This is a genomic window from Mycobacterium sp. 1164985.4, assembly GCF_001668575.1.
Taxonomy (GTDB): domain Bacteria; phylum Actinomycetota; class Actinomycetes; order Mycobacteriales; family Mycobacteriaceae; genus Mycobacterium.
In genome coordinates, this window is record NZ_LZMD01000046.1 from 63877 (window position 1) to 76884 (window position 13008).

General features: G+C 66.3%; 15 protein-coding genes. 6 read left to right on the forward strand and 9 right to left on the reverse strand.

What is annotated here, in order from left to right; genetic code table 11:
- Window positions 1-34 precede the first annotated feature (34 nt).
- Window positions 35-1213: an acyl-CoA dehydrogenase IpdE1 gene (ipdE1, locus tag A5650_RS06640; protein WP_067287843.1), complete on the forward strand. Its 1179-nt coding sequence runs from the start codon at window positions 35-37 to the stop codon at window positions 1211-1213.
- Window positions 1210-2004 carry a (5R,7aS)-5-hydroxy-7a-methyl-1-oxo-2,3,5,6,7,7a-hexahydro-1H-indene-carboxyl-CoA reductase gene (ipdF, locus tag A5650_RS06645; RefSeq protein WP_067287845.1) on the forward strand — a complete coding sequence of 265 codons (795 nt, stop codon included), beginning with the start codon at window positions 1210-1212 and terminating at the stop codon, window positions 2002-2004. The genes ipdE1 and ipdF overlap by 4 nt, the downstream gene beginning before the upstream one ends.
- Here ipdF and A5650_RS06650 read toward each other — a convergent pair.
- A complete protein-coding gene (locus A5650_RS06650; protein ID WP_067287848.1) occupies window positions 2001-2219 on the reverse strand; it encodes a hypothetical protein in 219 nt (72 codons plus the stop codon). The two genes, ipdF and A5650_RS06650, sit on opposite strands and share 4 nt — an antisense overlap.
- 108 nt (window positions 2220-2327) lie before the next feature.
- On the opposite strand from A5650_RS06650, the gene kstR2 reads away from it, so the two are divergent.
- Both kstR2 and fadA6 read left to right on the forward strand, forming a co-directional pair.
- Complete coding sequence (gene kstR2 / locus A5650_RS06655; protein WP_082950646.1) at window positions 2328-2918, forward strand: TetR family transcriptional regulator KstR2; 591 nt, start codon at window positions 2328-2330, stop codon at window positions 2916-2918.
- A 2-nt stretch (window positions 2919-2920) separates the two neighbouring features.
- Complete coding sequence (gene fadA6 / locus A5650_RS06660) at window positions 2921-4078, forward strand: steroid 3-ketoacyl-CoA thiolase FadA6 (protein ID WP_067084427.1); 1158 nt, start codon at window positions 2921-2923, stop codon at window positions 4076-4078.
- Here the strand turns inward: fadA6 and A5650_RS06665 are convergent.
- Genes A5650_RS06665 through echA20 form a run of 8 tightly spaced genes read right to left on the reverse strand, consistent with a single transcriptional unit; the run spans window position 4062 to window position 11035 of the window.
- Window positions 4062-4973, reverse strand: coding sequence for a hypothetical protein (locus A5650_RS06665; protein WP_067287850.1), 912 nt, complete (start codon window positions 4971-4973; stop codon window positions 4062-4064). The genes fadA6 and A5650_RS06665 overlap by 17 nt on opposite strands.
- On the reverse strand, window positions 4970-6088 hold the full coding sequence (locus A5650_RS06670) for an NDMA-dependent alcohol dehydrogenase (protein ID WP_067287854.1): 1119 nt from the start codon (window positions 6086-6088) through the stop codon (window positions 4970-4972). Before A5650_RS06670 ends, A5650_RS06665 begins: the two co-directional genes overlap by 4 nt.
- A gap of 57 nt (window positions 6089-6145) precedes the next feature.
- Window positions 6146-6871 carry a hypothetical protein gene (locus A5650_RS06675; protein WP_067287856.1) on the reverse strand — a complete coding sequence of 242 codons (726 nt, stop codon included), beginning with the start codon at window positions 6869-6871 and terminating at the stop codon, window positions 6146-6148.
- Complete coding sequence (locus A5650_RS06680) at window positions 6868-7521, reverse strand: SatD family protein (RefSeq protein WP_067287859.1); 654 nt, start codon at window positions 7519-7521, stop codon at window positions 6868-6870. The genes A5650_RS06675 and A5650_RS06680 overlap by 4 nt, the downstream gene beginning before the upstream one ends.
- Before the next feature lie 43 nt (window positions 7522-7564).
- The gene (gene ipdC / locus A5650_RS06685; protein ID WP_067287860.1) at window positions 7565-8641 is read right to left on the reverse strand and encodes a (3aS,4S,5R,7aS)-5-hydroxy-7a-methyl-1-oxo-octahydro-1H-indene-4-carboxyl-CoA dehydrogenase; all 1077 of its coding nucleotides are present in this window, start codon (window positions 8639-8641) and stop codon (window positions 7565-7567) included.
- Window positions 8638-9381, reverse strand: a complete 744-nt coding sequence (ipdB, locus tag A5650_RS06690) for a cholesterol ring-cleaving hydrolase subunit IpdB (RefSeq protein ID WP_197501803.1) — start codon at window positions 9379-9381, stop codon at window positions 8638-8640. The genes ipdC and ipdB overlap by 4 nt, the downstream gene beginning before the upstream one ends.
- A complete protein-coding gene (gene ipdA, locus A5650_RS06695; protein WP_067287862.1) occupies window positions 9381-10283 on the reverse strand; it encodes a cholesterol ring-cleaving hydrolase subunit IpdA in 903 nt (300 codons plus the stop codon). Before ipdA ends, ipdB begins: the two co-directional genes overlap by 1 nt.
- Window positions 10280-11035 (reverse strand): (7aS)-7a-methyl-1,5-dioxo-2,3,5,6,7,7a-hexahydro-1H-indene-carboxyl-CoA hydrolase, encoded by a 756-nt coding sequence (gene echA20 / locus A5650_RS06700; RefSeq protein WP_067287864.1) that lies wholly within the window; start codon window positions 11033-11035, stop codon window positions 10280-10282. The genes ipdA and echA20 overlap by 4 nt, the downstream gene beginning before the upstream one ends.
- 64 nt (window positions 11036-11099) lie before the next feature.
- Between echA20 and A5650_RS06705 the strand changes: the two genes are divergently transcribed.
- Both A5650_RS06705 and A5650_RS06710 read left to right on the forward strand, forming a co-directional pair.
- On the forward strand, window positions 11100-11873 hold the full coding sequence (locus A5650_RS06705) for an SDR family oxidoreductase (protein WP_082950636.1): 774 nt from the start codon (window positions 11100-11102) through the stop codon (window positions 11871-11873).
- Between the two features lie 28 nt (window positions 11874-11901).
- Window positions 11902-12807 carry an SDR family oxidoreductase gene (locus A5650_RS06710; protein WP_067287869.1) on the forward strand — a complete coding sequence of 302 codons (906 nt, stop codon included), beginning with the start codon at window positions 11902-11904 and terminating at the stop codon, window positions 12805-12807.
- Window positions 12808-13008 lie beyond the last annotated feature (201 nt).

The window sequence follows — 13008 nt, forward strand, 5'->3', positions numbered from 1 at the left end:
ACAAAGCAAGTGCTTGGTAGGTTAGCCTACAAGGGTGATTGAGGTCGAGGAGTTCCGGGCCGAGGTCCGTGACTGGCTTGCTGCCAACCTCGTCGGCGAGTACGCCGCGCTCAAGGGGCTCGGCGGGCCGGGGCGAGAGCACGAGGCATTCGAGGAGCGCCGAGCGTGGAACCAGCATCTGGCGGCGGCGGGGTTGACATGCCTGGGTTGGCCGGAAGAGCACGGCGGGCGCGGGCTGTCGGTTGCACACCGGGTCGCGTTCTACGAGGAATATGCGATCGCGAACGCCCCGGCGAAAGTCAACCACTTCGGTGAGGAGTTGCTCGGGCCGACGCTCATCGCGTACGGCACCCCCGAGCAGCAGCAGCGATTCCTGCCGAAGATCCTCGACGTCACCGAGTTGTGGTGTCAGGGCTACTCCGAACCGGGCGCCGGTAGCGACCTCGCCAATGTGTCGACCACCGCCGAACTCGACGGCGACCAGTGGGTGATCAACGGCCAGAAGGTGTGGACGTCGCTGGCGCACTGGGCGCAGTGGTGCTTCGTCGTGGCCCGCACCGAGAAGGGCTCCAGGCGGCACGCGGGCCTGTCGTACCTGCTGGTCCCGCTGGATCAGCCGGGCGTGGAGATCCGCCCGATCGTGCAGCTGACCGGCGATTCGGAGTTCAACGAGGTCTTCTTCGATGACGCCCGCACGGACGCGTCGTTGGTGGTGGGCGAGCCGGGCGACGGCTGGCGGGTGGCCATGGGCACGCTGACGTTCGAGCGCGGTGTGTCGACGCTGGGGCAACAGATCGAGTACGCACGCGAGCTGTCCGGGGTTGCCGAGTTGGCCAAACGCACGGGCGCCGCGGATGATCCGTTGATCCGCGAGCGGCTGGCCCGGTCGTGGGCGGGCCTGCGGACGATGCGGTCGTATGCGCTGGCGACGATGGACCTCGGGCAGCACCGGAGCCGTCCCGGCGGCGACATGGGCGGGGGCCAAGACAACGTGTCGAAGCTGTTGTGGGCCAACTGGCATCGTGAGCTCGGCGAGATCGCGATGGATGTGCTCAGCCGCGAAGGCTTGACGCTGACCGACGGGGACTTCAGCGAGTGGCAGCGGCTGTACCTGTTCTCGCGGGCGGACACCATCTACGGCGGATCAAACGAGGTGCAGCGCAACATCATCGCCGAGCGGGTGCTCGGCCTACCGAGGGAACCAAAAGGGTGACGAAGGATCTTTCTGCAGCTCCGAAAGAGATTGACGGACACGGCCTGCTGACCGGCAAGGTCGTCGTCGTGACGGCGGCGGCCGGCACAGGCATCGGCTCGGCGGTGGCACGTCGGGCGCTGGCCGAGGGGGCCGATGTGGTCGTGTCCGATCACCACGAACGGCGGCTGGGTGAGACCCGCGACCAGTTGCAGGAACTCGGCTTGGGCCGCGTCGAGAGTGTCGTGTGCGATGTCACCTCGACCGCGCAGGTGGACGCGCTGATCGCGTCGACGACGGCGCGGCTGGGCCGGCTCGACGTCTTGGTCAACAATGCGGGCCTGGGCGGACAGACACCGGTCATCGACATGACCGACGAGGAGTGGGACCGCGTCCTCAATGTCACGCTGACCTCGGTGATGCGTGCGACGCGGGCGGCGTTGCGATACTTCCGCGAAGCCGACCACGGCGGCGTGATCGTCAACAACGCCAGCGTATTGGGTTGGCGCGCACAGCATTCGCAGTCACATTACGCGGCGGCCAAGGCGGGCGTGATGGCGCTGACGAGATGCAGTGCGATCGAAGGCGTCGAGTACGGGGTGCGCGTCAACGCGGTGTCCCCGAGCATCGCGCGGCACAAGTTCCTGGAGAAAACCAGCAGCTCGGATCTGTTGGACCGGCTCTCCGAGGGCGAGGCGTTCGGTCGCGCGGCCGAGCCGTGGGAGGTCGCCGCGACGATCGCGTTCTTGGCCAGTGATTACTCCAGTTATCTGACTGGAGAGGTGATTTCGGTGTCGAGTCAGCGGGCTTAGCTGGTGACCCGTCTATCGGCGGTCCGCCGCGTGCCCGCTTTGTAGGCGATCAGATAAAGGATTGGGAAGGCACCGAGGGTCAGCACCGTCAAGAGCCCGAGTTGAATTTTCTGTTCAGCGGCGATGGGCCGGCGGGCATCGCGATACCCGAGAGAGATGGCGATGAACACGGCGATGGCACCCCAGCCAACCGGGATCCAGGCCGCGTCGGTCACCGCTCATGTGTACCGAACCTCGGATCGAGAACGCACACGGCAGTAGCCGAGCAAGCGCTTGGTTGATACCCTGTGTCAGTGGGTCAGGTGCCACAGAAGCAACCGTCGGTGAGCCAGCCGCCGACGCGTAGGGATGAGCTGCTCGAGCTCGCGGCGAAGATGTTCGCCGAACGCGGCCTGCGCGCGACGACGGTGCGCGACATCGCCGACTCCGCGGGCATCCTCTCCGGCAGCCTGTATCACCACTTCTCCTCGAAGGAGGAAATGGTGGACGAGGTCCTGCGGGGCTTCCTCGACTGGCTGTTCGCGCGGTACCAGGAGATCGTCGACACCGAGCCCAACCCGCTGGAACGCCTCAAGGGCCTGTTCATGACCTCGTTCGAGGCGATCGAACGCCGGCACGCGCAGGTGGTCATCTATCAGGACGAGGCGAAGCGGCTGTCCGGGCAGGAGCGGTTCTCCTACGTCGAGCAGCGCAACAAAGAGCAGCGCAAGATGTGGCTCGACCTGCTCAACCAGGGCGTCGAGGAGGGTTACTTTCGGCCCGACATCGACGTCGACCTGGTGTACCGGTTCATCCGTGACACGACATGGGTTTCGGTCCGCTGGTATCAGCCGGGCGGACCCCTCACGGCCGAGGAAGTCGGCCGTCAGTACCTCGCTATCGTTCTTGGTGGCATCACAAGAGAGAAGGACTGATCATGGCTGCAGCTTCACAGGCCTATGTCATCGACGCTGTTCGCACCGCAGTCGGTAAGCGCAACGGATCGCTGGCCGGGGTCCACCCGGTGGATCTGGGCGCGGCGGGATGGCGCGGGTTGTTCGACCGCGTCGACGTGGATCCCGGCGCCGTCGACGACGTGATCGGGGGCTGCGTGGACGCGATCGGACCGCAGGCCGGCAACATTGCCCGGCTCTCATGGCTAGCGGCCGGCTTCCCCGAGGAGGTCCCGGGCGTCACCGTCGATCGCCAGTGCGGGTCCAGCCAGCAGGCCATTTCCTTTGGCGCACAAGCGATCATGTCCGGAACGGCCGACCTGATCGTGGCCGGCGGAATGCAGAACATGAGCCAGATTCCGATCTCATCGGCGATGACCGTCGCCGAGCAATTCGGATTCACTTCTCCCACAAACGAATCGAAGAGCTGGCTGCACCGGTACGGGGACCAGGAGATCTCACAGTTCCGCGGCGCCGAGCTGATTGCAGAGAAGTGGAACATCTCCCGCGAGGAGATGGAGCAGTACTCGTTGACGAGCCACCAGCGTGCGCAGGAGGCGATTCGCTCCGGCTACTTCGAGAACGAGATCATTCCGGTCGACGGTTTCGTCACCGACGAAGGTCCCCGCGACACCTCACTGGAGAAGATGGCCGGTCTCAAGACCCTGGTGGACGGCGGCCGGCTGACCGCGGCGATGGCCAGCCAGATCTCCGACGGCGCCAGCGCGGTGCTGTTGGCCTCTGAGCAGGCCGTCAAGGAGCACGGGCTGAAGCCGCGTGCCCGCATTCACCACATCAGCGCCCGCGGCGCGGACCCGGTGTTCATGTTGACCGGGCCGATCCCCGCAACGGAGTACGCGTTGAAGAAGACCGGCCTGTCGATCGACGACATCGACACCGTCGAGATCAACGAAGCCTTTGCGCCCGTCGTGATGGCCTGGCTGAAAGAGACCGGCGCCGACCCCGCCAAGGTGAACCCCAGCGGCGGGGCGATCGCACTCGGCCATCCACTGGGCGCGACGGGCGCCAAGCTCTTCGCCACAATGCTGAACACGTTGGAGCGCACCGGCGGTCGCTACGGCCTGCAGACGATGTGTGAAGGCGGCGGAACCGCAAACGTGACGATCATCGAACGCCTCTGAGGTCATCGCGCTCACTTCGTATCAGCTCGCGTATCTCAACGAACCCGTTGTCTCGGCGCGCCTCCAAGATCCATATCAGGGCGATCACGGGCAGCGGAGCGACGGCCGCCCACCAGTTGGCGCTCGCGGGCAGGAGATCGGCGATGACGTCGGCCCTCGAGGTCCCGTTCACCGTGGCCGGGAGCCACTCGTTGAGCAGCACCTCCAACGTGCGGGTCGTTTCGAAGGGGCCGATGGTGGTCGCGACAACCCAACTGACACATGAGATCCCGAGCGACCATGGCCACGCCAACAGCAGCGACTGCCGATCCACCAGCTCGGCGGCGCACCGCACCGTTTCGGCGAGATAGGCGACGCCCAGCGCCGCCAACAGCACCCCGATCTGCGCGGTGAGAAGGTCGTCGATGACCGGATGCGCCAACTCGTCGTCGCGATGAGTAGGCAACCCGATGGCCAGCGCGACGAGCCCGGCAACCAGGGCGAGCGTGGCCAGCCGCGCCGCGGTGTCGCTGACGCGGTCGAACGAGTCGACGACCGTGCGGATCACCAGGCGCGACGACGTCGTAGGTGCGGTTCGGTAGAAGACCATCAGCACAAGACCGGAGACGACGATGGCGATGAGCCAAGTCATCACGGCCGTGCCCACCGCGGTCAGCGCCAGCGAACCGACCAGCGGAACCAACACGTCGTCGGTGCTGACACTGCTACGGATGACGACCAGCGGCACGGCGCCGAAGGCCAATACACCGGCAAGGCCCAACATCAACGGGAACGTGAATCTCGTGAGATCGGCGGGATTCAGGTCGAGCTTGCGATTACGGACGGCGTGGATCTCGGTACCCAGCACCGACCGCACATGCGACACCCAGCGCACCTGTGGTCCGCCGACCGTCACGAGTGGTCGTGGATGATCACACCGCGGATGTTGCGCCCCGCAAGCATGTCGTCGTAACCCTCGTTGATGTCGTTGAGTTTGTACTCCGCAGTGACGGTTTCGTCGAGCAAGAGCTTGCCGTCGCGATAGAGGTTGAGTAGCCGCGGTATATCGGCGCGCGGATTGGCCTCGCCGTAGAGGCTGCCCAACAGCCGCTTCTGGAACAGCGTCATCATCGCCATCGACAATGTCGGCGTGACGTCGGCCATCGAGGCGATCGCGGTCATGACGACCGCGCCGCCCTTGCGGATGATATTGAGCGTCTCGTCGATCATCCGGCCTTCGAGCACGCCCATGGTCAGCAGCGCGGAATCGGCCATCACGCCGCGGGTGAGCTCACCGACCAGTTCCATGGCCTCGGGCATGGACGTCACGAAGTGAGTGGCGCCGAACTCGAATGCCTTCTCCCGCTTGTCCTCCACGAGCTCGACCACGACGATGTGTTCCGCGCCGGCCAGTCGTGCGCCCTGGATTGCGCCGCTTCCGATGCCGCCGCACCCGATGATCACGACCGTGTCGCCGGGGCTGACGTCGGCGGTGTTCACGGCCGAACCCCAGCCCGTCATCACCCCGCAGCCCAGCAGGCAGGCCCGGGCCAGCGGAAAGTCGTCGTCGATCTTGACCACCGACGCCTCTGACAGCGTCCCGTACTGGGAGAAACTGCCCACGCCGGACAGGATTCCGACGTCCTTGCCCTGAACCTTGCGACGGTATGTGCCGTCGGCCTGCAGACCGACCAGAATCAGCGCGCCGAGGTCGCACAGGTTCTGATGCCCGCTGGCGCACCAGCGGCAGCGCCCGCACGCGGGCAGGAACGAGCTGACCACGTGGTCGCCGACCTTGAGGTCGCGCACGCCCGGCCCCAGTTCGACGACGACACCGGCCCCTTCGTGGCCGCCGATGATCGGCAGCGGCACACCGGCGAAATCACCCGTGACGACGTGGTGGTCCGAATGGCACAGCCCCGTCGCCTCGAACGAGACGAGCACCTCACCTTCCTTCGGGCCGTCGAGGTCGATCTCCTCGATGCTCCACGGCTCGTTGAGTCCCCACAGAACGGCGGCGTTCGTCTTCATGGGCGCGAGTGTAGGAAACCCGCGCCCGGATTACGGGCGAATCGAAAGGCTTACCGTTCAGTGTGCGAGGGCCAGCCCGCCCAGCGCGACGATCCAGCTCGCGAAGCTGCCGACGAGGAAGTATTCGGTGACCTCGTCGATCCCGATGCCCCCGTTCTCGCGTGCCTTCTGGGCGTTGATCTCGGGGAAGCGAATGATGCTCTTGGCGGCGACGACGGCCGTCGCGGCGGTGAGTTGGCCCGCCAGGCCCAGGCCGAGGATCAGCACCCGCTCCATCGGACCGAGCAGTCTGCCGCCCTTCAGCCGGTCCGAGGCCTGCGGCTCGCCCGCCGGCTTGACCGAACCGACGGAGCCAAGAACCAAGCGCACCAACTGATTTCCGGTCACGAGTTGCATCAGCATCACGCCGACGACCATCAACAGCCGGTCAGGGGACACCGCGATGCCGACCCAGGACGGCCACCTCGCCGCTACGCCGGCCACCTCCGAGCTCCAGCCCGCGAGCGATACCAGCAGTCCGAGGGCACCCCCGAACACGACCAGCGGCGCCAGTTGGCCGCGGCCGCTGCGCTCGGCCCGCTCGCACAGCAGCACCCAGCCGACGCCCGCGGCCGCGGCCACGATGAGCAGCACGATGTCACCCCACCGCCACAACCCGGCCAACGCTGCGCAACCGACCACGACAAGGGGCGCCGCTGCGACCGACAACCAGACGCGATCGACAAGCCGCCGAACGACATCGGCGACGCCTATCGCGATCAACAGAACGGCGACCGCACTCACGGCACGTCCCGCAGGTACTGCGCCGCGAGCAGGAGCAAGTCCAAGCCGTCGCGGCCCGCGCGTTGGGACACTGCCGACGCGCTGATGCCCTCAGCGGTCGCCATGTCCTTCTTCGTCTTGCCCGTCAACAATCCCTTCACAATCCTCAATGAGCGGTCATCGAGCGATCCAATCAGGTGGTCCCGACAAATCAGCGCCGCGTTGACCGCGTCCACATCGTGGCGGCTTCCGCCCTCGGCCCGAAACGACGTACGTACCAGTGCCAGCCCTGGTTGTCGCTGCGCGGAGGCGGTCCACTCGATCGCCTCGCGGGCCGTCCACCAGCCCGGCCCATCCTGAATGCCCGACTCCGAGTCCAGCACCGTGACGGCGCCCCAGCCGATGCCGAACCTCACATCGATCTCGGGGGCGACGGCCATGCGGACGATCAACGCCGCTTCGATCGCCGCGCCCACCGTCGGATAGCTGCCCTGGAACTCGTCACCGACCGTGAATGCGGCCGCGTCGATGGCTCCGCCGGCGGCCTCTGCCAGCGCATTGCTGAGCGCGCGGTGCGTGGCCGCGCGATCGGCGGCGCGGCGTGAACCGACCACATCCCCGATCAACGTGGCCCGAGGACCTGATGAAGCAGTGCCCTTAAGTCCAGCCATATGAAGATTATAGCTTCACTTGGCCAAATTTAAGTAATATGCTTCACTCGATGTAGGCGTTGGCGCTTTGCAGGTGCTCGATGGCGTCGGCCACGATCATGTCGATCAGCTCGCCGCACGACGGCAGATCGTCGAGGATGCCTGCGACCTGACCGGAGGCGAGCACGCCCGCGTCGGTATTGCCTTCGACCAGGCCGGCTTTGAGCAACATCGGCGTGTTGGCCGCCATCACCACCTGCGACCAGGTCAGCTCCTTGCCGTGCCGCATCTCCAGGCCGTCGCGGATCATCGATCGCCACGTCATTCCCGACATCTTTTTGAACTTCTGCGCGTTGCGGATGGCGGCGGAGAACCCGCGCAGCCGTGACCCGCTTTCCAGCTTCTCGACGAGCCCGGTGCGCAGCACCCGGTGCGGCATGCCGTCGACGCGGGTCGACACGACAGTGCCGTCCAGGCCCGATTCGAGGTACCGCCGCTTGACCGCATCGGGGACCGTGGAGTCCGACGTCAGCAGGAAGCGAGTGCCCATCGCGACGCCCGCTGCGCCGTAGGACAGCGCCGCCGCGAGCCCACGGCCGTCGAAGAAACCGCCCGCCGCCACGACTGGGATGTCCACCGCGTCGAGCACCGATGGCAACAGCAGCGTCGTCGCGATCGGCCCGGTGTGGCCGCCGCCCTCTCCGCCCTGCACGATGACCGCGTCGGCGCCCCAGCCCGCCACCTTCTTGGCATGCTTGGCGAGCCCGACCGACGGAATCACCACGACGCCGGCGTCTTTGAGCTTGGCGATCAGATCGGGTTTGGGCGCGAGCGCGAACGAGGCGACCTTAACGCCCTCGCGGATCAGCAGGTCGATGCGTTCTCCGGCATCGCCCGCATCGGCGCGGATGTTGATGCCGAACGGTTTGTCGGTTGCGCTCTTGACCTTGGTGACCGCGGTCTGCAGTTCCTCGAGGGTCATGGTCGCCGACGCCAGGATTCCGAGACCGCCGGCGTTGGAGGTCGCCGACACCAGCCGCGCACCGGCCACCCAGCCCATACCGGTCTGGACAACCGGATGTTGGATGCCGACGAGTTCGGTCAGCGGCGTGCGCAGCTTGGCCTTGCTCGGGTCGCTCACCGTATTTCCTTGTCCCGCAGTCCCTTGGGGTCGATGACCTCACGGATCAGCTTCTGCTCGTCCTCGGTGGGCAGCCGGGTCTGCTCGGCGGAGTCCAGGCCGTGCACCTCGAACGACGTGTTCTCCGCGACCTGTTCGGGCTCGATGCCGGGGTGCAGTGATACCGCCCGCATCTGATGGTCGGGGCCGTTGAAGTCGAATACGCCGAGGTTTGTCACCACGCGGTACACATTGACGAACCGATAAGCCGGATTATCGGGATCGACCTTGTCCCAACCGATCCCGGAGACGATGTCAACGGAGTCGCCAAAGACTCGCTTCGAGTGGTTGCCCACCCAGTAGCTCGTCGCGTGGTTGATGGTGTTACCCGGTGCGCCGCGGACACCGAACATCTGGCGGGTCGGATGCTGCAGCGATCCGAACGCCGACAGATTCTGGTTGCCGTATCGGTCGATCTGATTGGCGCCCATGACGACGTGACGCCGTCCCCAGGCCAGCGTCTCGAAGACCCGGCCGAACGGCATCCATCCCTCGATCGCGCCTGCGGCGCCGATCGCCGGGGTGTCGGCGAGCAGGCGGGCCTCGCCATCGGTCAGCAGGATGTCGGGGGAGAACGTCAGGCGGGCCAGTCGAGCGCCGATCGAGACCATCGTGGTCATCGGGCTGACCATGATCTCGCCTGCGTCACGGAACAATTCGGCGCATGCGACAGCGCACACCTCGGCGCGGGAAACCGACATCACTGAGCTCCTGCCTCTCCGCTCCTCGCGTCCACGGCCTGAAACTTTCGTACCGCCGCCTGGTAGTCGGCCTCCGTGCCGGACAGATATGTCCGGACGAACTCCTGCCAGTCATCGTCGGACTTGGCCGCCTCGGCATAGTGGCGCTGGAACTTCTCGTCTCGCCGGTAGTCGGGTTCTGCCGTCGTGAAGTGTGCGCCGTTGGGCGCCTCGACGACGGTGTCGACCATCATCCGGTTGATCAGAAGCGCCTGCGGGGGCACCGCCTTGACCAGTTCATCGGTCTGCACCACCCTCTCGACGGACAGGAAGCGACGTTCGGCGGCCATCAGGTAGAGGTCGTCGAAGTACGGGTCGATGCCCGTGTACGCCGCATTCCCTTGAGCGTCGCCGAGATTCATGTGCACGAAGGCGGCGTCCAGGGTCAGCGCGGGCATCGCGATGAGTTCCTCGTAACCCTCGCCGGTGGGGTAAGGGGAGCGCACGGTCTTCAGTTCGTCACCCCAGAACGCGCGGACGTCGCTGCCGAGCCCAGCCCGGATGGGGAGGAACGGCAGCCGTTGCGCGGCCGCCTGCAGCCCGCATCGGAGCATGCCCTCGTCCATCTCGCGGGCCTCGATCGCACCGGTGGTGCGCGCTTTGGCGAACCACGGGTCGTAGAACGGCGGCGAGTCGAGCGAGACGAATCCGTAGTAGACCCGTTTCACCTTGCCCGCCGAGCACAGCAGGCCGAGATCGGGTCCGCCGTAGGTGACGACGGTGAGGTCATCGACGTCGGTGCGCAGCAGTGCCCGCACGAATGCCATCGGCTTGCGGCGAGAGCCCCATCCGCCGATGCCGATGGTCATGCCGCTGCGGATCTGCGAGACGGCCTCGTCGAGCGTGGTTCTCTTGTCTGTCACTTCTCCCCCTTGGACGTGCCCGCGAAGGCATCGCGGTGCTCGTCGGAGACGCCTGCCAGGTTCAGCTCGAACGTAAAGCCCTGTTCCATGCGGTAACTCGAGTTGACTCGCTGCACGTCGATGAGGTTCAGCGCCTCCTTGGCCGCCCGGATCACCCGGGTGTCCTTGGCGGCGATGTCACGCGCGACGCGCAGCGCGGACTCGTCGAGTTCCTCGCGCGGAACAACCTCGTGCACCGACCCGAAGTGGTGCAGCGTCGCCGCATCGACAGTCGCGGCGGTGAAGAACAGCCTGCGCATCATGTGCTGTGGCACCAGTCGCGACAGGTGCGTCGCCGCGCCGAGCGCGCCGCGTTCGACCTCCGGCAGCCCGAATGTCGCGTCGTCTGAGGCGACGATGACGTCCGCGTTGCCGACCAGCCCGATGCCGCCGCCGACGCAGAAGCCGTTGACTGCGGCGACCACCGGGACCGCGCACTCGTAGACCGCCTTGAACGCCGCGAAGCAGCCGCGGTTGGCATCGATCAGCGCCGTGAAGCCTTCGGTGCGCTGCATCTCCTTGATGTCGACTCCGGCGTTGAAGCCCCGCCCGGTTGCGCGCAGGATCACCACGTGCGTCTCCGGGTCGGCCCCGGCCTTGGTGATCTCGTCGGCGAGGTCGAACCAGCCGCGCGACGGAATCGCGTTGACCGGCGGATAGTCGACGGTGACCGAGACGATGCCCGGTTCGGTGGCGGTACGAGTGATTGTCATCTGAGCTCCCGAGCACTTCCTGGGTCCGGTAGGAAAGCAAGCACTTGCTTGGTACGCTAGCACAGTGACCGACCTGCGAGACATAAACCTCGGCCTCGGAGGCAGGGTGGTGCTGGTGACCGGCGGCGTGCGCGGAGTCGGTGCCGGTATCAGCGCCGTCTTCGCCGATCAGGGCGCCACGGTCGTAACGTGCGCCCGACGGCCCGTCGAGGGGCTGCCGTATGAGTTTCTTCCGTGCGATGTCCGTGATGACGACGCCGTCGCGTCGATGGTCGAGACCATCGCCGAGCGCCACGGTCGCCTCGACATCGTGGTGAACAACGCGGGCGGGTCCCCCTACGTTCTGGCCGCCGAGTCGTCGGCGAAGTTCAGCCGCAAGATCGTGGAGCTCAATCTTTTTGGACCGCTTTCGGTTTCCACTCACGCCAACGCGTTCATGCAGAAGCAGGAGCAAGGCGGGTCGATAGTCAACATCGCGAGTGTGAGCGGACGCCGTCCCACGCCGGGCACCGCACCCTACGGTGCGGCCAAAGCCGGCGTGGAGAGCCTGACCTCTACCTTGGCGGTCGAGTGGGCGCCGAAGGTCAGGGTCAACTCGGTGGTGGTCGGGATGGTCGAGACCGAACAGTCCGAACTCTTCTACGGCGACGCGGATTCCATCGCGGCGATCTCTCGCAACGTGCCCCTCGGCCGGCTCGCCAAACCGGCCGACGTGGGGTGGGCCGCGGCGTTCCTCGCTTCCGACGCCGCGTGCTACATCAGCGGCGCATCGCTGGAGGTGCACGGAGGCGGCGAGCCGCCGCACTACCTGGCGACCACCACTGCAGACATCAAATAGCGCTCAAAAAGGCAAGGAGACAACAAATATGGGATTGCTCGACGGTCGCGTGGTGATCGTGACGGGGTCCGGCGGCGGCATCGGTCGCGCACACGCACTCGCGTTCGCCGCCGAGGGTGCCCGCGTGGTGGTCAACGACATCGGCGTGGGCCTCGACGGATCACCGGCGAGCGGCGGTAGTGCCGCGCAGAGCGTGGTCGACGAAATCACCGCTGCCGGTGGGGAAGCCGTCGCCAATGGCGCCAACGTCGCCGACTGGGCGCAAGCCGAGGGCCTGGTCCAGGCCGCGGTCGACACGTTCGGCGGACTCGACGTTCTGGTGAACAACGCAGGCATCGTCCGCGACCGGATGTTCGCCAACACCAGCGAAGACGAGTTCGACGCCGTCATCGCCGTGCACCTCAAGGGTCACTTCGCCACCATGCGGCACGCGGCGGCGTACTGGCGCGCTCAGTCCAAGGCAGGCAACCCGGTTGACGCCAGGATCATCAACACGAGCTCGGGCGCCGGCCTGCAAGGCAGTGTGGGACAGGCGAATTACAGCGCCGCCAAAGCGGGCATTGCGGCCCTGACCCTGGTGGCGTCCGCGGAGATGGGCCGCTACGGCGTCACGGTCAACGCGATCGCGCCCTCGGCTCGGACCCGCATGACCGAGACGGTGTTCGCCGACATGATGGCCACCCAGGATCAGGACTTCGACGCGATGGCGCCGGATAACATCTCGCCGCTTGTGGTCTGGTTGGGCAGCGCCGAGTCCAAGGACGTCACCGGGCGCATGTTCGAGGTCGAGGGAGGCATCGTCCGGGTGGCCGAAGGGTGGGCGCACGGACCTCAGGCCGACAAGGGTGCGCGGTGGGATCCCGCCGAACTGGGTCCGGTCGTCGCCGATCTGCTCGCCAAGGCGCGCCCGCCGGTGGCGGTCTACGGCGCCTGAGCGCTGCCGGTTCACACCGCTGGAGTAGAGCTGCAGTAGCGGCACGTTGCTGAGATGACAAGCGGCTGTCGATCCGCCCGGGGCGGATTTGACTCCAAACGGCCCAGTCGACCAGCGTGGTCGCGGTAGCCCCGCGAAGACGGGTGGTCTCGATCTTGAAGTGGTGTTAGATTTGCCCGTCTGGGGAATTTGGACATGCGC

What these genes read in the sequence shown, in the direction of transcription:
- A5650_RS06680 (WP_067287859.1), bottom strand. Translation starts at nt 7,521, where the DNA reads ATGGCTGGACTTAAGGGCACTGCTTCATCAGGTCCTCGGGCCACGTTG.
- ipdB (WP_197501803.1), bottom strand. Translation starts at nt 9,381, where the DNA reads ATGTCGGTTTCCCGCGCCGAGGTGTGCGCTGTCGCATGCGCCGAATTG.
- fadA6 (WP_067084427.1), top strand. Translation starts at nt 2,921, where the DNA reads ATGGCTGCAGCTTCACAGGCCTATGTCATCGACGCTGTTCGCACCGCA.
- echA20 (WP_067287864.1), bottom strand. Translation starts at nt 11,035, where the DNA reads ATGACAATCACTCGTACCGCCACCGAACCGGGCATCGTCTCGGTCACC.
- A5650_RS06670 (WP_067287854.1), bottom strand. Translation starts at nt 6,088, where the DNA reads ATGAAGACGAACGCCGCCGTTCTGTGGGGACTCAACGAGCCGTGGAGC.
- A5650_RS06710 (WP_067287869.1), top strand. Translation starts at nt 11,902, where the DNA reads ATGGGATTGCTCGACGGTCGCGTGGTGATCGTGACGGGGTCCGGCGGC.